The sequence below is a fragment of the Nocardia sp. NPDC056541 genome (assembly GCF_042794235.1).
Classification (GTDB): Bacteria; Actinomycetota; Actinomycetes; order Mycobacteriales; family Mycobacteriaceae; genus Nocardia.
Window position 1 is genome coordinate 277,036 of record NZ_JBHTUD010000001.1, and the last position, 18,222, is coordinate 295,257.

Annotated in this window: 17 protein-coding genes; 13 read left to right on the top strand and 4 right to left on the bottom strand. The window is 68.4% G+C overall.

Going from position 1 to position 18,222, the window contains the following annotated elements; genetic code table 11:
• On the bottom strand, positions 1 to 621 hold the full coding sequence (locus tag ACFQ9R_RS01250) for a TetR/AcrR family transcriptional regulator (RefSeq protein ID WP_378987606.1): 621 nt from the start codon (positions 619 to 621) through the stop codon (positions 1 to 3).
• Positions 622 to 771: 150 nt separating this feature from the next.
• Between ACFQ9R_RS01250 and ACFQ9R_RS01255 the strand changes: the two genes are divergently transcribed.
• The 11 genes from ACFQ9R_RS01255 (at position 772) to ACFQ9R_RS01305 (ending at position 13,374) form a co-directional block, all read left to right on the top strand.
• Positions 772 to 2,238: a flavin-containing monooxygenase gene (locus tag ACFQ9R_RS01255; RefSeq protein ID WP_378987609.1), complete on the top strand. Its 1,467-nt coding sequence runs from the start codon at positions 772 to 774 to the stop codon at positions 2,236 to 2,238.
• A complete protein-coding gene (locus tag ACFQ9R_RS01260) occupies positions 2,235 to 3,728 on the top strand; it encodes a flavin-containing monooxygenase (RefSeq protein ID WP_378987612.1) in 1,494 nt (497 codons plus the stop codon). The genes ACFQ9R_RS01255 and ACFQ9R_RS01260 overlap by 4 nt, the downstream gene beginning before the upstream one ends.
• 89 nt (positions 3,729 to 3,817) lie before the next feature.
• The gene (locus ACFQ9R_RS01265; protein ID WP_378987615.1) at positions 3,818 to 4,855 is read left to right on the top strand and encodes a lipase family protein; all 1,038 of its coding nucleotides are present in this window, start codon (positions 3,818 to 3,820) and stop codon (positions 4,853 to 4,855) included.
• A 329-nt stretch (positions 4,856 to 5,184) separates the two neighbouring features.
• Complete coding sequence (locus tag ACFQ9R_RS01270) at positions 5,185 to 6,555, top strand: MFS transporter (protein ID WP_378987618.1); 1,371 nt, start codon at positions 5,185 to 5,187, stop codon at positions 6,553 to 6,555.
• Between the two features lie 46 nt (positions 6,556 to 6,601).
• Positions 6,602 to 7,261 (top strand): response regulator transcription factor, encoded by a 660-nt coding sequence (locus tag ACFQ9R_RS01275; protein ID WP_378987621.1) that lies wholly within the window; start codon positions 6,602 to 6,604, stop codon positions 7,259 to 7,261.
• Positions 7,262 to 7,277: 16 nt separating this feature from the next.
• A complete protein-coding gene (locus ACFQ9R_RS01280) occupies positions 7,278 to 8,726 on the top strand; it encodes a sensor histidine kinase (RefSeq protein ID WP_378987624.1) in 1,449 nt (482 codons plus the stop codon).
• A complete protein-coding gene (locus ACFQ9R_RS01285) occupies positions 8,723 to 9,649 on the top strand; it encodes a TAXI family TRAP transporter solute-binding subunit (protein ID WP_378987627.1) in 927 nt (308 codons plus the stop codon). Before ACFQ9R_RS01280 ends, ACFQ9R_RS01285 begins: the two co-directional genes overlap by 4 nt.
• Positions 9,650 to 9,735: 86 nt before the next feature.
• A complete protein-coding gene (locus ACFQ9R_RS01290; protein ID WP_378987630.1) occupies positions 9,736 to 10,752 on the top strand; it encodes an ABC transporter substrate-binding protein in 1,017 nt (338 codons plus the stop codon).
• A gap of 120 nt (positions 10,753 to 10,872) precedes the next feature.
• On the top strand, positions 10,873 to 11,373 hold the full coding sequence (locus ACFQ9R_RS01295) for a DinB family protein (RefSeq protein WP_378987633.1): 501 nt from the start codon (positions 10,873 to 10,875) through the stop codon (positions 11,371 to 11,373).
• Positions 11,374 to 11,394: 21 nt separating this feature from the next.
• Positions 11,395 to 12,411, top strand: coding sequence for an alpha/beta fold hydrolase (locus ACFQ9R_RS01300; protein WP_378987636.1), 1,017 nt, complete (start codon positions 11,395 to 11,397; stop codon positions 12,409 to 12,411).
• Positions 12,412 to 12,489: 78 nt separating this feature from the next.
• Positions 12,490 to 13,374, top strand: a complete 885-nt coding sequence (locus ACFQ9R_RS01305; RefSeq protein WP_378987639.1) for an alpha/beta fold hydrolase — start codon at positions 12,490 to 12,492, stop codon at positions 13,372 to 13,374.
• Between the two features lie 55 nt (positions 13,375 to 13,429).
• On the opposite strand, the gene ACFQ9R_RS01310 is transcribed toward ACFQ9R_RS01305, so the two are convergent.
• On the bottom strand, positions 13,430 to 14,809 hold the full coding sequence (locus ACFQ9R_RS01310; RefSeq protein WP_378987642.1) for a wax ester/triacylglycerol synthase family O-acyltransferase: 1,380 nt from the start codon (positions 14,807 to 14,809) through the stop codon (positions 13,430 to 13,432).
• A gap of 141 nt (positions 14,810 to 14,950) precedes the next feature.
• Positions 14,951 to 15,712, bottom strand: coding sequence for a 3-hydroxyacyl-CoA dehydrogenase (locus ACFQ9R_RS01315; RefSeq protein ID WP_378987645.1), 762 nt, complete (start codon positions 15,710 to 15,712; stop codon positions 14,951 to 14,953).
• Between the two features lie 72 nt (positions 15,713 to 15,784).
• Here ACFQ9R_RS01315 and ACFQ9R_RS01320 point away from each other — a divergent pair, with 72 nt between their 5' ends.
• Positions 15,785 to 16,411, top strand: a complete 627-nt coding sequence (locus ACFQ9R_RS01320) for a TetR/AcrR family transcriptional regulator (RefSeq protein ID WP_378987648.1) — start codon at positions 15,785 to 15,787, stop codon at positions 16,409 to 16,411.
• Here ACFQ9R_RS01320 and ACFQ9R_RS01325 read toward each other — a convergent pair.
• Positions 16,408 to 17,370, bottom strand: coding sequence for an oxygenase MpaB family protein (locus ACFQ9R_RS01325; RefSeq protein WP_378987651.1), 963 nt, complete (start codon positions 17,368 to 17,370; stop codon positions 16,408 to 16,410). The genes ACFQ9R_RS01320 and ACFQ9R_RS01325 overlap by 4 nt on opposite strands.
• Before the next feature lie 142 nt (positions 17,371 to 17,512).
• Between ACFQ9R_RS01325 and ACFQ9R_RS01330 the strand changes: the two genes are divergently transcribed.
• Positions 17,513 to 18,172 (top strand): TetR/AcrR family transcriptional regulator, encoded by a 660-nt coding sequence (locus tag ACFQ9R_RS01330; protein ID WP_378987654.1) that lies wholly within the window; start codon positions 17,513 to 17,515, stop codon positions 18,170 to 18,172.
• Positions 18,173 to 18,222 lie beyond the last annotated feature (50 nt).

Consider the following 18,222-nt stretch of genomic DNA (forward strand, 5'->3'; position numbering starts at 1 on the left):
TCAGCGGGCGATTCCGTCGAACATCAGCCGCTGTATCGCGATACTGAGCTCTCGTTGCTGTTCGGGCGGCCCACTGTCGTCCGCGCTGCCCCGTTCCCCGGCATCTCTGGCGCACGCGATGACCCCGGCCAGCAGCATGCCCATCACAGCCTGCGCCGTGTGGTCGACATCGAGATCGGCGCGCAGGTACCCGCGTTCGATCCCGTGTTCGAGATAGCCGGCCGTGAGCGCGTTGGCGGAGTCGAGCACGCTGAACATTCGTTTGTTCAGCTCGGCGTCGACACCGACCGTCCCGGTGAACAGGAACCGGGGAATGCGCGGGTCGGAGTACAGGATGCCGGTCAGTCCGTCGGCGATGCGGCCGACCTGGGCGCGGTAGTCGTCGAGGGTTTCCGCGGCGGCGGGGGCGTTGTCGGTCGCCAAGGCTTCCAGCACGCGACCGAACAGATCGTCCACGACGTGGTCGATGATGTCGCGCTTGTTCTGGAAATACCGGTAGAAGGTGCCGTGGCCGATCCCCAGCCGCGTGGCGATGTCGGCGATCGAGGTGTCGTGGTAGCCGCTCGTCGCGAAACAGTCGAAGGCGGCGTCGATGATGTCGCGGCGTGTTTCCTCGCGCATGCGTTCCGCTCGCTGAGCGCGTCTGTCTCCGAGTGCCTCTGGTCCGACCACGCCTGTGATGATAGCCTCCGTCAAAGTTGAGTGACACTTCATTCCGTAAGTAGAATGATGTGTCAGTCCAGGCATGGAGACAGAACAAGGGAGTTCGTCATGCGTGACCCGAAGATCGTCATCATCGGCGCCGGCGTCGCCGGGATCACCGCCGGCGTGATCTTCAAGCAGGCCGGCTTCGAGAACTTCGTGATCGTGGAGAAGGGCTCCGATGTCGGCGGGGTCTGGCATTGGAACCGCTACCCCGGACTGACCTGCGATGTTCCGTCGCAGATCTATCAGTTCGGCTTCGCACCCAAACCCGACTGGTCACAGATCTGGGCCACCGGTGGCGAGATCCAGCGCTACCACCGCGATGTGGTCGAGCAGTTCGGTCTGACCGATCATCTCGCACTGAACAGTGAGGTCACCGAGGCCGTTCACGGCGCCGACGGGTGGACCGTCACCCTCGCGGGCGGCCGAGAGATCACGGCGGACTTCGTCATCGCCGCCACCGGCGTGCTGCACCACCCCTTCACCCCCGATATCCCGGGAATCGACCGGTTCACCGGTGCGGTGGTCCATACCGCCCGGTGGGACGACGCGATCGAGACCGCAGGCAAGCGCATCGCGGTGATCGGCAGCGGGTCCACCGGCGTTCAGGTGGTCTCCGCGCTGCAACCGCGAGCCGCGAAGTTGACCCAGTTCGCCCGCACCCCCCAGTGGGTGCTCTGGGCTCCGATGGGTCTGCCCCAGCCGCGACTGCTGGCCGAGCTGCTCGCCGCCGCGCCCGCCGCGCACCAGCGCCTCTACTCCGCGCTGTTGTGGAGCTCGGGCATCCTCGCCGATATCGCGTTGAAACCGACATGGCGACGCCGCGCCGCGCAGCAGTTCGCCCGGTGGTCGCTGACCACCCAGGTGCGCGATCCACAGCTACGAGCGGCGTTGACTCCCGACTACGAGCCGTTCTGCAAGCGGCAGGTCCTCTCCGGCACCTATCACCGCGCGATCGGCGCCGGCAACGCGGCGTTGGTGACCGACGCGATCAGCGAGATCACCGAAACCGGAATCCGCACCGCCGACGGCACCCACCACGACCTCGACGTGATCGTCTTCGCGACCGGCTTCCACCCACACAACTACATGCGCCCGATGAACCTGCGTGGCCGCGACGGACTGAGCATCGACGAGGCCTGGGCGAAAGGGCCACGCGCCTACCGGATGACCGCGATCCCCGGTTTCCCGAACTTGTTCACCGTGCTCGGCCCGAATTCGCCCACCGGATCGATCTCGCTGCAGTACTCCGCGGAACTGACTGCCCGCTACATCACGCGGTGGCTGAAACGCTTCCGCGACAACGAGTTCGACACCGTGGAGGTGACCGAGGAGGCCACCGTCCGGTTCAACGACTCCGTCGCGGACGCCATGGGCCCGACCGTGTGGAACACCGGGTGCAACTCCTGGTACTTCACCGAGGAAAACACCATCGACCTGTGGCCTTTCGACCGCAAGACGATGACCACCCTGCTCACCGAACCCGACGACCGCGACTACCTGATCGCTCACCAGGATGGAACTCTGTCATGACGACACGACACGTCGACGTACTGATCATCGGCGCCGGCCTCTCCGGCATCGGCACTGCCTGTCAGCTCGTTCGCGAGCGGACCGGCCGCAGCTTCGCGATCATCGAACGTCGCGACAACGTCGGCGGTACCTGGGATCTGTTCAAGTATCCGGGCATCCGGTCCGACTCGGACATGTTGACCTTCGGTTTCGGGTTCCGCCCATGGATCGGCACCAAGATCCTGGCCGACGGGCCGAGCATCCGGAACTACATCGAAGACACCGCCCGCGAGTACGGCGTGCTGGAGCATATCCACTTCGGCCGCAGAGGAATTCGCGCCTCCTTCGACAGCACCACCGGACTGTGGACGGGCGAAGTCCGCAACGAGCGCACCGGCGAGATCGAGATCTGGTCGGCGAATTTCCTGGTCGGCGCCACCGGCTACTACGACTACGACAAGGGCTATCAGCCGGCGTTCCCCGGGGCCGCGGACTTCACCGGCCAGATCGTGCACCCGCAGCACTGGCCCGAGGACCTCGACTACCAGGGCAAGAAGGTGGTGGTGATCGGTTCGGGTGCCACCGCGATCACCCTGATCCCCGCGATGGCCGACGCCGTCGAGCACATCACCATGTTGCAGCGCTCGCCCACCTACATTCAGACGCTGCCCTCGAATGATCCCGTCGCGATCACGATGCGCAAAGCCCGTGTGCCGGAGAAGATCGCCTATCGGATCGGCCGTGCCCGCAATATCGCCTTGCAGCGCGCCAGTTTCCAGCTCTCGCGCACCAATCCCGAGCTGGCCAAGAAGGTGTTCTTGAACCAGGTCAGACTGCAAGTGGGCGACAAGATCGACATGCGGCACTTCACGCCCGGTTACAACCCGTGGGATCAGCGTCTGTGCGTGGTGCCCAACGGTGACCTGTTCAGGGCGCTGAAAAGCGGCAAGGCCGATATCGTCACCGACCGCATCGCGAAGTTCACCGAGAAGGGCGTGCTGACCGAGTCGGGCCAGGAACTCGAGGCCGACATCATCGTCACCGCCACCGGCCTGAACGTGCAGATCGTCGGCGGCGCCGAACTCGTAGTGGACGGCGTACCGGTGGACCCCCACGGTTCGGTGCTCTACAAGGGTGTCCTGATCTCCGGGGTCCCCAATGCCATGATCATTCTCGGCTACACCAACGCGTCGTGGACGCTCAAGGCCGACCTCGCCGCCACCTATTTCTGCCGGGTCCTCAACGCCATGCGCGACGGCGGATACTCCCGGTTCTCGGTGCGAGCGGGTGCCGACGACATCGCCGAAGAGTCCGTGATGGGTGGTGACCTGACCTCCGGCTACATCCAGCGCGGCGACGGTGTCATGCCGCGACAGGGGCGGCGCTCTCCCTGGAAGGTGGTCAACAACTACTACCGCGATCGCGCCCTGCTCGGCAAAGGCGAACTCCTCGACGGCGTACTGACGTTCGACCGGATCGCCGCACCCCACGGCACGGGGTTGATCCGATGATGTCGTGCCGGCGCACAAGGTTCTATCAGCCCCTCCCGGAATCGACCGTCAGCAGAGCCGCCGCCGGGGAAATTCTGCGAATCAGACCGATGACCGCACGGATCGCCCCGGGAATCACGGTGCGGGCCGACGCGTATCGCGTGTTGTACCGTTCCACCGACCTTGCCGGAAAGCCGATCACGGTCTCGGGAGCAATTCTGATTCCCCGCGATATCTCGGGACCGCTGCCACTGGTCGGGTTCGCTCCGGGCACGCAGGGAATGGCACGTTCGGCAGCGGTGTCGCGGCTACTCGAACGCGGGCTGGAATACGAAGGAGTGTTCATCGCCGCCGCGTTGGCCCGCGGCTGGGTGGTGGCGGTCACGGACTACCCCGGGCTGGGAACCGAGGGAACTCATCCCTATGTGATCGGTCCGGCCAACAGCCGCGCCTTGCTCGACGTCATGCGTGCCGCGCGGTACCTGCTCACCACCCGATCGGCGCAGATCAGCCAGTACGGGATCTACGGCTACTCCGAGGGCGGCAACACCGCCGCCTGGGCCGCGCAGATCCAGTCGCTCTACGCTCCGGATCTGCCGTTGGCCGGTGTCGCTGTCGGCGCGCCACCCGCCGATCTCGCCGAAATGGGTGCGAGCCTCGATCGCACCGCGGGCTTGTTCTTGCTGGTGTACTCGGCGATGGGGCTGGAAGCCAGTTTCGACGACCTGGATCTGCGCCGAAATCTCAACGCCGCGGGCAAGTTCACGCTGCCGGTGATTCGTCGACTGCATCCGCTGGCGCTCGCCGCGGTCGGGTTCGTCATCCCGAAGTCGCGGACCGTCTATCTCCGCACCGACCCGTTCGAGGATCCGGTGTGGCTCGAGCGAATGCGTGAGGTCAGCCTCGGATACCTACCGCCGACAGCGCCGGTGCTCGTCGGGCACGGCCCCCGCGACCGGGTGGTCCCCTACCGACAGACCGAGCTGCTCACCCAGCGGTGGCGCGAACTCGGCGTCGAGGTCAGCGAACATCGGATCCGATTCGGTGGCCACTTCACCGCGGCACCGCAATTCGCCCGGGCCGGATTCGCGTTCCTCGCCGACTGCTTCGCCGAGCAGGACCGGACGGCGACCCCGACCGCCTCCTGAGCGATTCCGCCGGAGTCCGCCGGACGTCGCGGCGCAGTACTGCCGGTGCCGACCAACGCCCGCGCCACCCGGATCGCCGAGATCGTCACCGAGCTCACCGGTGACGCCGCGAAGCAACGAATTCAGTTCTGGCACAACGGAAATGCAGCGCCGGATGGCGGATTTCCTCGCCGACGACGGGGCGGGTGCGGTGCTGCCCGATATGGCCGTCATCGGGGATCGTCCTAAGGGAAGGTTAGGAACCGCCCGTGCCGCTTCCTTTCGGCATGTGAGCGCCGACACAGTGGTCTCCGACGGCGCAATGCCGCGCCGATAGAGGAGGGTCCAAGGTGACAACGACACAGGCCGGTGGTGAACGGCGAGTCGTGGCGAACGTGCTGCGCGGCTCGATCGGCAACCTCGTCGAGTGGTACGACTGGTACGTCTACGCCGCGTTCAGCGTGTACTTCGCAAAGGCGTTCTTCCCGGACGGCGACCCCACGGCGCAACTGCTGTCGACGGCGGCGGTATTCGCGGTCGGGTTCATCATGCGCCCGATCGGCGGCTGGGCGCTCGGGCGCTACGCCGACCGATTCGGCCGGCGCGCCGCCCTCACTCTGTCGGTGACGGTGATGGCCGCGGGTTCGCTGATGATCGCGGTGACGCCCGGATTCCAGACCATCGGTATCGCGGCGCCGGTGTTGCTGCTCATGGCGCGACTGCTGCAAGGTCTGTCGGTCGGCGGTGAATACGCCACCAGCGCAACGTATCTGTCCGAGGTCGCGTCCCCGGGCCGGCGCGGGTTCTACTCGAGCTTCCAGTACGTGACGCTGGTCGCGGGCCAGCTCGTCGCCCTGGGCGTGCAGATCATCCTGCAGCAGATGCTCTCGTCCGAGCAGATGTACAGCTGGGGCTGGCGCATCCCGTTCCTGATCGGTTCCGGTGGCGCGATCGTGGTGATGCTGCTGCGACGCGGCATGGACGAGTCGGACTCGTTCAAGGCGATGGAGAAGACGGCCGAGACCGGCAAGGCGGCCGCGAGCAGCTCGCGCGGTTCGCTGCGGGTCCTGCTGCAGTACCCCCGCGAATGCCTGCTGGTAGTCGGCCTGACGCTGGGCGGCACGGTGGCGTTCTACACCTACACGACCTACATGCAGAAGTTCATGATCAATACCTCGGGCATCTCCAAGGACACCGTGGCCTGGATCAACTTCGTCGCGCTCCTGGTCTTCGTGGTGCTCCAGCCGATCGCGGGCGGTCTGTCCGACCGGATCGGCCGCCGCAAACTGCTCATCTTCTTCGGTGTCGCCGGCACGGTGCTGACAGTGCCGATCATGACGGCGCTCGCGCACACCTCCAACCCACTCGCGGCCTTCGGCCTGATGATGACCGCGCTGGTGATCGTCACCGGCTACACCTCGATCAATTCGATCGTGAAGGCCGAGCTGTTCCCCACCAAGATCCGCGCGCTCGGCGTCGGGCTGCCGTACGCGCTGACCGTCGCGATCTTCGGTGGTACCGCGGAGATGATCGCGCTGGCGTTGAAGAAGGCAGGCCTCGAGTCGCTCTACTTCTTCTACGTCGCCGGATGTATCGCGATCTCGCTGATCACCTACTACTTCATGCGGGAGACCTCGGCCGAGTCGACCATCGACGCCGACGACGTCGTCGATGCCGATGCGGTCGAGCCGGAACGGGCGATGGCCGCCGTGCGTGGCTGACCGTCCGGAACACGCGCCGGTCCTGCCGCTATGGGAGGATCGGCGCGTGCGGCTTGCGGTGGTCGAGGACGACGACGGGGTGGGCGACGCCCTGGTAGAGGCGCTCACCGCGCGCGGCTACCGGGCCGAGCGCATGCGCCGTGGCGCCGACCTGCTCATCGCCCACCGTGACTTCGACGCCGTGCTCCTCGACCTCGGGCTGCCCGATGCCGACGGGTTGCAGGTCCTGCGTCAGCTGCGTGAGGTCAGCACGATCCCGGTATTGATCCTGACCGCCCGCAGCGACGAACGCTCCATCGTGCGTGGCTTGCGTGGCGGAGCGGACGACTATGTGGTCAAGCCCCCGCGGATCGCCGAACTGATGGCGCGGCTCGAGACCGTACTGCGCCGGGCCGCGGCCGTCGCCACGCGGGCCAGGACCGAAGTCGTCACCGGTGATGTCCGGGTGGATCTGCATGCGCGGGTCGTCGAGGTGGCCGGTGCTCCGATCGCGCTCACCCAGAAGGAATTCGAGCTCGTCGAGGTTCTGGTGGAACGGCCGGGCGCCGCGGTGAGCAGGCAGCAGCTGATGGACCGCATCTGGGGCGATGCGTTCGTCGCGGTCTCGCGCTCGCTCGATGTCCACATGACCGGGCTGCGCGCCAAACTGAACCGGCCCGGGCTGATCACCACCATTCGCGGCTACGGGTATCGGTGGGGCGAGTGAGTGCTCGAGGACCGGCATGCGCCGCAGACTGCTGATCGCGCTCACCGTCTTCGCGGCGCTCGCGGTGCTGGCCTTCGCGATTCCGCTGTCGCTGACCGCCGCCACCAGCCGAACCCAGGAGCTGGTGCTCGGCCGATCCGGTGACGCCGACCGCTTCGCGACCCTCGCCGACGCGGCGGGGTCGGCGGGCGGGGTGCAGGCACTCGCCGACGAGGTCGGCCGCTATCACGAGCTGTACGGGGAGAACGTGCTGGTCGTGGATGCTCGCGGGGCACCGATCGTCAACGCCGGGGTCGAGGTGAGCGATGTGCGGATCCGGGCCGCGGTGGCCGCGGCTCGCCGCAACCAGCGACCGCAGCAGGTGGATCGGTTGACGCCGTGGAGCGCCCCGGTCATGCTCATCGCCCGGCCCGTCGGCACCGGTGTGCAGGTCAACGGGGCCGTCGTGATCGAGGCGTCGACCGCCGCGGCGCGCGCGACGATCGCCCGGGTGTGGGCGGTGATCGCGGTGGGCGCGCTCGGCGCGATGGTGGTCTTCGTGCTGTTGGCACTGGTCCTGAGCCGATGGGTGCTGCGCCCGCTGGCCGCGATGTCGGACGCGGTCGCCGAGCTCACCGCGACACTGCCGAAACCACGCGGCCGCGCCCCGATCACCAGAAATTACGGTGGCCCACCGGAGGTCCGTGATCTCGCCGAATCCGTCGACGCCATGGCCACCGCCGTCGCCGATTCCGCCGACGCGCAACACCAGCTCGTCGCCGATACCGCGCATGCCATGCGAAACCCGCTCGCCGCCTTGATGATTCGTCTCGACTCGCTGGAGTACGCGGTCCCCGGCCAGGCGTCGGCGACTTTCCGCGGTGCGACCGCGGAAGTGGAACGGCTGACCGCGCTCCTCGACGATCTGCTGGAGCTGGCCGTGGCGCAAGCACCCGCGTCCTTCGGCACTGCGGCATCCGCCGACGAGCGGTGCGATCCGGCACAGGTCGTGGCCGACCGAATCGACGCATGGGGGTCGGCGTTCGACGACGCGGGGATGCGGTTGACCACGGCACGCCGACCCGACGGATCGGTCAGCCCTGCGCCGCCGGACGGCGGTGAGGATTCCGGCAGCCACAGCGCGGCGGCGATCAGCTCGGCGGCGCTGGCCCAGATTCTCGATGTGGCACTGAGCAATTCGTGCCGGTACGCGGGATCCGGCGCGCACACGGTCGTCGGGGTGAGCGACGAACCGGGCTGGGTGAGGGTCCGGGTCGCCGACGACGGGCCGGGCGTCGCGCCGGACGAACTCGACAAACTCACGGCACGGTTCTTCCGCGGTTCCGCCGCGGCCGCGGGCGGAACGGGGCTGGGGCTGTCGATCGCGCAGGCACTGGCCACGGCATGGGGCGCGAGGTTGACGGTCGAGGCGGTGCACCCGCACGGGCTCGCCGTGACGGTCCGGATACCCGAGGTGGCGCGATGAGTGGTGGATCGCCGATGTCACGTCGCCGAATGCTGGCCTTGGCCGCACTTGTATCGGCGGGCGTGGCCGGGTGCGGCACGAACGACCGGACAACGGTGCGGCTGGCCTCGGGCGAGGACGGGGGCTTCTACTACGCCTTCGCGCGACTGCTGGCCGCCGCGGCCGCTGACGACACCGACACTGTCCGCATCGAACCGGTGGAAACCGCTGGGTCGCAACAGAATCTGCGGATGGTCGCCGACGGCGACGTCGACACCGCACTGGCGCTGGCGGACTCGGCGAGCGATTTCGGCGGGCGTGTGGTGGCGCTCGGTCGCGTCTACGAGAACTATCTCCAGCTGGCGGTCCGCACCGGCGATCCGATCAACGAGGTCGCCGACCTGCGCGGACGCCGAGTCAATCTCGGTGCCGCGGGCTCGGGCGCCGCGGTCACCGGTCAGCGACTGCTGACAACGGCCGGGCTGGATCCGAGCGTCGACGTCGTGGTCGAGCATCGACCGCTGCGCGAGGCCGCGCAACGGTTGACCGACGGCGACATCGACGCGTTGCTGTGGGCCGGTGGGGTGCCCACCGCCGCACTCGCCGTGCCCGATCCCCTGCGCCTGATCGACCTCGGCGCCCTCGCCGCTCCCCTGCGCGAGCGATACGGCCCCGTCTACGACCGGGTCGCCATTCCCGCCGACGCCTATCCGGGTAGCCCGGCGGTGCACACGATCGGCGTCGCCAACCTTCTCCTGGCCGCCGCGACCCTGCCCGACGAGACAGCGGCCGCCATCGTCGACCTGCTGGTCCGCCACGCGGACGCGCTCGTCCCCGCCGAGGCCGCGGGCACCCAGTTCCTCGACGGCCGATTCCTGATCGGCACCGGGACCGTCCCGCTGCACCCCGGCGCCGTCGAGGTCTACCGCCGCTGGCACGGCTGAATCCGCCGGTCGATAGTAAGGTTTGCCTTGCCTTATTGGGTGTGGTCTAGTGATCGCGAACCGATTGCCACGTGCGGAGGAGAATCGTGATCGCGAAACAGGATCGACCCGACCGTGCCCTCACCCGGCGCCGATTCTTCGCGGTAGCGGGGGCGGTCGGGGTGAGCGCGAGTCTTGCGGCCTGCGGGGCCAACGCCGACAACGGACGCGACAGCACCGGGAGCTGGCAGTTTCCCGATGGTCGTGGCGGCACCGTGCGGACGGAGGGGACGCCGCGCCGGGTGGTCGCGTTCACCGGCTCGGCGGGCGCGCTGGTCGACTACGGGGTACGCGAGTCCATCGTGGGCATTTTCGGCGAGGCACATGCCCGCGACATGCTGGGCGACCTCGATCCGGACTCGGTGACCGTCGTCGGTGACGCCTGGGGGCAGTTCGACATCGAGAAGTACGCGACGCTCGAGCCCGATCTGCTCGTCACCGATTCCTATGTGCCGGGCCGACTCTGGTATGTCCCCGACGACAACCTGTCCAAGATCGAGTCGGCGAACCCGAATGTGGTCGCCGTGCAGATCGCCGGTCAGCGGCTCCCCGACATCATCGCGCGCTATCGCGCCCTGGCCGCGGCGCTCGGCGCCGAGACCGCCACCCCGGCGGTCGCGGCCGCGGAGCAGCGCTTCGCCGCCGCGTCCCAGGCGGTGCGCGACGCCGTGGCGGTGCGCCCCGGCCTGCGCGTGCTCGCCGCCTCGGCAACCCCCGAACTCTTCTACGCCTCCGACCCGCGCGCCTCGGCCGATCTGAGCTACTTCACCGAACTCGGGGTCGAATTCGTCGTTCCCGACCAGGTCGATCCCGGCGGCTACTTCCAATCACTGAGCTGGGAGACGGCCGACCGCTATCGCGCCGACCTGATCCTGCTCGACGACCGAACCTCCGGCCTGCAGCCGGCCGCGCTCGCCGACCGGCCGGTCTGGCGCAGCCTGCCCGCGGTGCTGGCCGGCCAGGTCGCGCCCTGGTCGCCGATCTTCCGCTTCTCCCATACCGCCACCGCTCCCCTGCTGGAACGCCTGGCGACCACGATCCGGGACGCGCAGCGAGTCCGCTGACCGACCTTTTTGCCGAACCCGCAATTTCGCGTGCCAGATCGTGGTGGCCTCAGCGAAACTGGGCACGCCTGCTCATCCACCGCAGCGCCTGACGTTTCGCGACGAAGGAAGGTGACCACCGTGCCCAGCACACCGCGTCGCGCCCGCCGCCGAGACACCCCGCCCCCACGGACGGGAAGCGAGGAGATCGAGGTCCTGCGCGGATTCCTCGATTATCTGCGGACTTCGATCGTCGCGAAGGTGGACGGCGCGCCCGAACCTCGAGTACGCACGGCCGCGGTGGCATCGGGCACCAACCTGCTCGGCCTGCTCGAGCACCTCACCTTCGTCGAACGCTCGATGTTCCTCGGGGACACCGTGACCGACTGGCAGGCGACCTTCCACGCCCCGGCGTCTGCCACTGTCGCCGACGTCGTCGCCCGCTACCGGGCCGCGGTCGAGCAAGCGAACGAGATACTCGACGGCTGCACCGATCTCGGTGCCCCGCTGCCTCGACCGCGGCCGGGACGCCGCGCTCCCAGCGTGCGCTGGGCACTCGCCCACATGATCGAGGAAACCGGCCGCCACGCAGGCCACGCCGACATCCTCCGCGAACTGATCGACGGCGCCACCGGCCGCTGATCTCACCCAGACAAGGAACAGATGATCTCCACCTCCCGACCACACAGCGTCGGTCGATCCGCCTGCGCGGCAGCGGCTTTCGCGCTCGCATTCCTGCTCACGATGTGTGCCGCAGCCTGTTCCCCGGCCGCCTCCGACATCGCACCCCACGCCGCCGCGACGGCGGGCGACCCCGTGTTCGACAAGACATTCCGGCACGAGTTCGCCGACGTCGACGGTGTCCGGATGCACTATGTGACCGGCGGCAGCGGCACACCGGTGGTGCTGATCCACGGGTGGCCGCAGACCTGGTACGGCTGGTGGCCGATCATGCCCGCCCTCGCCGAGAACCACACCGTCTACGCCGTCGACCTGCCCGGACTCGGTGACAGCACCGGTTCACCGACCACCTACGACAAGGCCACGCTGGCGCGGTATGTGCACACCCTCATCGCCGACCGGCTCGGCGTGCGGGATGCGCGCGTGGTCGGACACGACTTCGGCGCCGCCGTCGCCTTCGCGTACGCCGCCCAGTTCCCCGCCGATACCGACCGCCTCGGCTACCTCGATCTCCCGCTGCCCGGGCCCGCGATCGACGCACCGACCTACCGCACACTGAGCTGGCACATCGCGTTGCACTCCCAGCGGCGAGTACCCGAAGCTGTTGTCGGCGACAACGTTCGCGAGTACCTGGCGCTGTTCTACCCGCAGGTCTCCTTCGGCGGCACGGCGTTCGGCGGCACCTCGGATCGGTCCCCGTTCACCGACGCCGAGGTCGACGAGTTCGCCCGCACCTACCGCAAGCCCGAGGCTCTCGCGGGCGGCTTCGAGCTCTACCGCGCCCTCGACCAGGACGTCCGCGACACGGTGGCGACCGCGCCGACTCCAGTCCCGACTCTGCTCATGACCGCCGAGGGACAGCTCGAGGCGATCCGCGCCACCGTTTCCCCGCGCCTGAGCAACATCGTGCGGGCGGTCGACGTGCCGCGCGCCGGACATTGGCTCGTCGAGGAGAACCCTCGATTCGTCACCGAGGAACTCCAGCGCTTCCTCGCCTGACGCTGCCGCGCCGACACTGTCGCCTCGATATGCCATCATGAACTGTAACGAGTTCTAGAAATGCCCGAGGAGGCCACCGTGGGTGCTGCGCGATCGGTGCGGACAGGGCCGTTCGTCGTGCCCGCCGTGGACGAGATTCCCGGTGGGCGGATGCTCGACCTTCCCGGACGTGGCCGGACCTATGTCGTCGACCTCCCCGGACCACCCGGCGCACCGGTGCTGATCCTGCTGCACGGCACTGCGTGCACGGCGGCACTGAACTGGTTTCCCGCGTTGGAGTCGCTGAGCGCCCACTATCGCGTGGTGCTGTTCGATCAGCGCTGGCACGGGCGCGGGATCCAGTCGGCCCAGTTCCGGATCGACGACTGCGCCGACGATGTGGTCGCGGTCGCCGACGCGCTGGGTCTGGATCGCTTTGTCTGCGTCGGCTATTCGCTCGGCGGTATCGTCTCGCTGCTCACGGCACGCCGGTACCCGGACCGGGTGGCGGGACTGGTCCTGTGCGCGACTCCCTATCGCTTCCAGGAGAAGTGGCGCGAGCGGGCGTTCCATCGCGGTTTCGCTTCCGTCGCCGAGGCACTGGGCGACTATCCGTATCGCCGCGCCCGGCGGTTCACGCGGACCCTGCCGGATCTGCCGCCCGCCTTGGTGCCGGGCCAGCTCCGCCGCTGGGCGGTGGCCGAATTCCGCAGTACGAGCGGCTGGGCGCTAGCCCCCGTGCTGGCCGAGATCGGGACCTTCGACGCCACCGAGTGGCTACCCGAGCTGCGGATGCCGACCGCGGTGGTCATCACGACCAGAGACCGGGCGATCCCGGTGTACCGCCAGATCGAACTCGCGGCCGCCGTCCCGGGGTCGAGTATTCATCCGCTCGCGGCGGGTCACGCGGCGTGCGCCGTCGCGCCGGACCGGTTCGTCGCGGCGCTGACCGACGCGTGCCGGGCAGTGGCGGCACGGCTGTAGGTGACGACCCTGTTCGACGCCGGTGGCGAACAGGGTGATCGGCCCGAGCGGGTGATCAGCCCTTGGCTCGCGCCGCGGCGAGCAGGTCTTCGATCACGGCGGGCACGGCTTCGGCCAGTGCGTCGACATCGGGAACCAGGTCGCGGCAGGCGATGAAGCCGAAATCGAGATCGCCGCAGTTCGACAGCACGGTGACGGTGAGCCCGGCACCGTGGAAGACCGGACCGAACGGAAACATCCCGTCCACCCGGACGCCGAGGAAGTACAGCGGCATCGGCGGGCCCGGCACATTCGAGACCACCAGGTTGTGCACCACCGGGTGCCGTTCGGCCAGCTTCAGCGACGAGTACACGCGCGAGGCGAGCCGAAACGTGTTGGGCGGGGCGTACTTCGACCAGTCCTGTAGGAAGTCGGCGCCGATCATGTCGTGTTCGGCCTTGGCTTCGCGGTTCGCGACGGCCAGCACCCGCAGCCGCTCGACCGGATCGGCGACATCGGTGCCGAGGCGGCAGAACAGCGTCGAGACCTTGTTGATCCCCTCGGTGTGCCGGGTGGATTCGTGCACCGAGACCGGCACCGACGCGATCAGGGAGCGATCGGGCAGCTCGCCGCGTTCTTCCAGGTAGCGGCGCAGCACGCCGCCGACGACGGCCAGCACCACATCGTTGACCTTCACCCCGAACGCGGCCTTGATCTCCTTGATCGCGCCGAGGTCGGTCTTGGTGAACGAGACCGACCGCGCCGCGGTGACGGCCTGGTTGAACGGGGTGCGTGGCGCGGAGAACGGAAGTTCCATCCCCGCTTGATTGTTGCGGCGCCGCCGGGCGAAGCCCGCGACCATCCCGAGGGTCTTGGGGACCATGCCGAGCATGCCGGCCCTGGCGGGCAAGTGGACCGCGGCCCGCGCCGCCAGTTCCAGATCGCCGGGCACCGGTTCCGGTTGCCACGGCTCGGGTTCCGGGCGGCTGGTCCCCGGCTCCAGATCGCACAGGTGCATCATCATGTTCGTGCCGGTGATGCCGTCGACGGCCGAGTGATGGTACTTGCAGACGACGGCCACCTTGCCGTCGTCGAGACCTTCCACCACCGACATCTCCCACAGCGGCCGATTCCGGTCCATCGGGCGACTGGCGATGGCGCCGATCAGCGCGGCCAGACCGCCCGTCTCCGGCAATTCCACGCGCCGGATGTGGTTGTCGATGTCGAAGTCGGCGTCGTCGACCCACAGCGGATGATCGAGGTTGAACGGCACCGAGTGGATTCGGCGGCGCATATGCGGGATGAGGGGCAACCGCTTGCGGAGCTCGTCGCGGAGGTTGCCGAAGGAGTAGGGCCCGTCGGCCGGGTCGAGGATCAGCAGTGCGCAGACGTGGAGATGCTGGGTGTCGGTCTCCAGATAGAGGAAACTGGCATCCAGTCCGGTGAGTTGTTCCATAGCAGAAGCCTACTAGAACACGTTCTAATTTTGCCGTCACCCGTGCCGAATTTTGACGACGACCACAAGTGGTACGCCGGTGCCGACAACACCTCCGGCCGGGCAGCACGCCCGGCCGGATGTGTTGTCGCACAGATCAACTCAGCGCGGCGCCATCCGGATGGCGCCGTCGAGGCGAATGGTCTCGCCGTTGAGCATCGGGTTCTCCACGATGTGGCGGGCCAACGCGGCGAACTCGGTGGGCTGCCCCAGGCGCGAGGGGTGCGGCACCTGCGCGCCGAGGGACTGCAGCGCCTCCTCGGGCAGCGTCTCGAACAGCGGCGTGCGGAACAGGCCGGGCGCGATCGTGACGACGCGGATCTTGAAGCTCGCCAGGTCACGCGCGATCGGCAGGGTCAGGCCGACGATGCCACCCTTGGACGCGGCGTAGGCGGCCTGGCCGATCTGGCCGTCGTAGGCGGCGACGGAGGCGGTGTTGATGATGACGCCGCGCTCCTCACCGACCGGGTCGGTGCCCGACATGCGCTCGGCGGCCAGCCGGATCACGTTGAACGTGCCGACGAGGTTGACGTTGATCACCTTGGTGAAATCGGCGAGCGGGAACGCGCCCTTCTTGCCGACCGTCTTGATCGCGTTGCCGATACCGGCGCAGTTCACGGCGATCCGCAGCGGCGCCAGCGACTCGGCGACGTCGAGGGCCGCGGCCACCGCCGATTCGTCGGTCACGTCCGCGGCCGCGAACGCCGCGCCCTCGCCCAGTTCCTTGGCGATGGCCGCACCGTTGGACGAGGGGAGGTCGACGATGACGACCTTGGCGCCCTTGGCGTGCAGCTCCTGCACGGTCGCCAAGCCGAGACCCGACGCACCGCCGGTGACGATCGCGGACGAGTTGACGAAATCCATACTGTTTCTCCTGTTTTCGGTGAGGTCTCACTGAATATTGACACACTTCGCCAAAACTGTTTGGCTTTCGCGGTGACCCAGCCAGCTCCCCGCCGCCCCGGCCGCCCCTCCGTGCTGGACACCAGGGCCGTGTCGGTCGGCGCACTGCGCTTGTGGACCGACCGCGGTTTCGCCACCACCGGCTGGAGCGATCTCGCCGAGGCCACCGGAATCAGCACGCGCACCCTGCTGCGACACTTCTCGTCCCGAGCCGAGATCGCCTGGATCGGCGTCGCGCCCGCGACGGAGCGGCTACGAGACGCGCTCGCCGGCGCCGCACCCGAGGAGCCACCCGCGGTGGTCGTGCGGTCCGCGATCGTCGAGTCGGTGTCGCGCGATCCGCAGATCCAGGAGCTGGCGCCGGACTGGCTGCGGCTGATCTCCTCCGAACCCGAGCTGGCCGCGACCGCTCCCCGGATCTACCGTCCGTGGATCGATACGCTGTCGGACTACCTCGCCGGTCGACTGCCCGGCTCCCCCGCTCCCATCTGCCGGGCCATCGCCACCGCGTACCAGTCCGCCACCTTCGCCGCGCTGATCGAGTGGGCCGAGTCCGGCGCGCAGGGCGACTGCGCGGATTCGGTCGACCGGATGCTGCGCTGGATGGATCCGCACCTGCCGGGCTCCGCGCCGGACCGAGCGCCACTCGATCGCGGCTAGGCTCGCACGCGCCGCCGCGATCGGGCCTGGCCGGTCTCCGGCGCGAACGAGGTGAGGCCGACCTCCCGGTATCGCCCGGCCAGGCGTTCGTACTTGCGCCGATTGCGGGCCATCGGGGAGTCGGTGACCGCGGCCGGGAGCCGGGTGTAGGCGACGCGCAGAACGGTCGTGAGGATTCGGAAGTGCCGGTCGTGGCGAGCGGTCCAGGCGATCGGCATCTTGGCGCGCACCTCGGGGTGCATGATCCCGCAGCCGAGAACCATCGCGATATAGCCGAACGTGGGCGCGCTCACCCACCAGAACGGGGCGGTGACGGCGGGCAGGAAGTCCGGGCGCGGTGCACGGCGAACCGTTGTGGTGGCCGCTTCCAGCGCCGGGGTCGCGCGCAGCTCGGTGATCATCTGGTCGTAGTGGACGGCCAGGTCCGCGTAGTTCGCGATCGGCTGCGAGTTACCCGGCAGGTGCAGGCCGCGCGTTTTGGTGCGGTAGTGGTCCCAGATGGCCTGGTCGGCGGCCGGCGACGGGGTGTCGCCGGTCAATGCGAGGTAGGCGCCGCGCTGGACGAAGAAAGTCGAGTAGAGGATCCAGTTCCAGGCGTGCGGGTTGAGCGCCGAATAGCGTTCACCGTCCGGGCCGACGCCTTTGACGTCGCGATGCAGGAGCATGAGCCGCTGCGACTCGGCGTCCCGGTCGGCGTCTTCGCCGTGATAGATCAGCTGGTCGGCCGCCGCGGTGCGCACTGCCCGCGCCCACGGCTGATATCGCGCCCGGCCGGTGGCCTCGAGCGCGGCCGAGACGGGGGGCAGCATCGGCTGGTCGAACAGGCCGACCCCGAACAAACCGAACAGCACCGAGCCGCCGACACGTTCGAATCGTGCGACGGCGCTGTGGGATTCGCGCGAGGACGCCGGGCTGACGTCGACCGAGCGGGTTTCCTGATGTGGCACAGGACAGGTCATCGGTGAACTCCTTTGTTCCGCCGACAGTTCTGGTGCTGGACGGCACCATAAACTAGTCTGGTGTCAGAGTGCACCAGAATTGCGGGAGGGTCAAGAGTTCCGGGTGGACTATTCTGGCGCCCGAGGAAGAGGAAGGGCGGCCATGCGCAACGACACCGACGACGCCGCGACATCACGCGTCTACGGCGGTGTAGCCGCGGACGAACGCCGATCCCGCCGTCGCGGCGCGCTGTTCGACGCCGCGCTCGACCTGCTCGCCGAGGGCGGAGCTCCGGCGGTCACCAAACGGGCCGTCTGCGTGCGAGCCCGGCTCAACGATCGCTACTTCTACGAGCAGTTCGCCGACCGCGACGCCCTGCTCACCGCGCTGGTCGAGGAGCACACCGCCCTCGGCATCGCCGCGGTGGTCACCGCCACCCACGACGCCGACCCCGACGTCCACAGCCAGGTGCGCGCGGCGGCGGACGCCGCGCTGGGCTTCCTGCTCGCCGACCCCCGCCGATCGGCCCTGCTGCTCAACGCGCAGAGCACCGAGGCACTGCAGGCCGCGCGACTGACCACCCAGCACGCGATCGCGCGCGCGATGTCGGCGGTGGGTCGCGAGATCCTCGCCGAACCCGCCGATCCGCTCGACGCCGACATGACCGCCTACAGCGTGGTCAGCGGCGCACTGGAGCTGGTCGCGGCCTGGATGCGCGGCGAATTCGGCACCACCAGGGAACATCTCACCGACCTCATCGCCCGGCTGCTGCTCAGCTCCGACAGCACGCAGCACGTCACCGCGACGAAGTCGGCGCAATAGCGCGAGCCGCCCAGGCACGAAAGTCTCCCACTCCCCGGTCGTCCAGTGGT